Source organism: Arthrobacter sp. USHLN218 (assembly GCF_037144715.1).
GTDB lineage: Bacteria > Actinomycetota > Actinomycetes > Actinomycetales > Micrococcaceae > Crystallibacter.
This window is the reverse complement of the sequence record NZ_JBBCYT010000027.1, coordinates 1-398: the sequence shown is the minus strand read 5'-3', so window position 1 is coordinate 398 and position 398 is coordinate 1. Positions and strand designations below refer to the sequence as shown.

Sequence of the window (398 nt, the reverse complement as noted above, 5' to 3'; positions counted from 1 at the left end):
CCGCTGGGCTTCCCCTACGAGTTCTTCCACGAGACCGAGCACGTCGAGCGCCTGCACATGCGCTACGACCTCTACTCCGCCGGCGAACTCGTCCGCCTGGACCACTTCAACCAGGTCACCCCCGATGTCCCGCGCGGCCGCAAGTACCTCGAAGACCTCGGCTTCCGCGTGACCGAGGACATCAAGGACGCCGAGGGCACCACCTACGCCGCCTGGATGCACCGCAAGGGCACCGTCCACGACACCGCCCTGACCGGCGGCAACGGCCCGCGCATGCACCACGTCGCCTTCTCCACCCACGAGAAGCACAACATCATCCAGATCTGCGACAAGATGGGCGCCCTGCGCATGTCCGACCGGATCGAGCGCGGCCCCGGCCGGCACGGCGTCTCCAACGC

General features: G+C 68.1%; 1 protein-coding gene. It reads left to right on the top strand.

The window, feature by feature from the left end:
• Positions 1 to 398 (top strand): VOC family protein (locus WFH44_RS21365; RefSeq protein ID WP_336716658.1); only part of this gene is annotated, 398 nt, incomplete at both ends.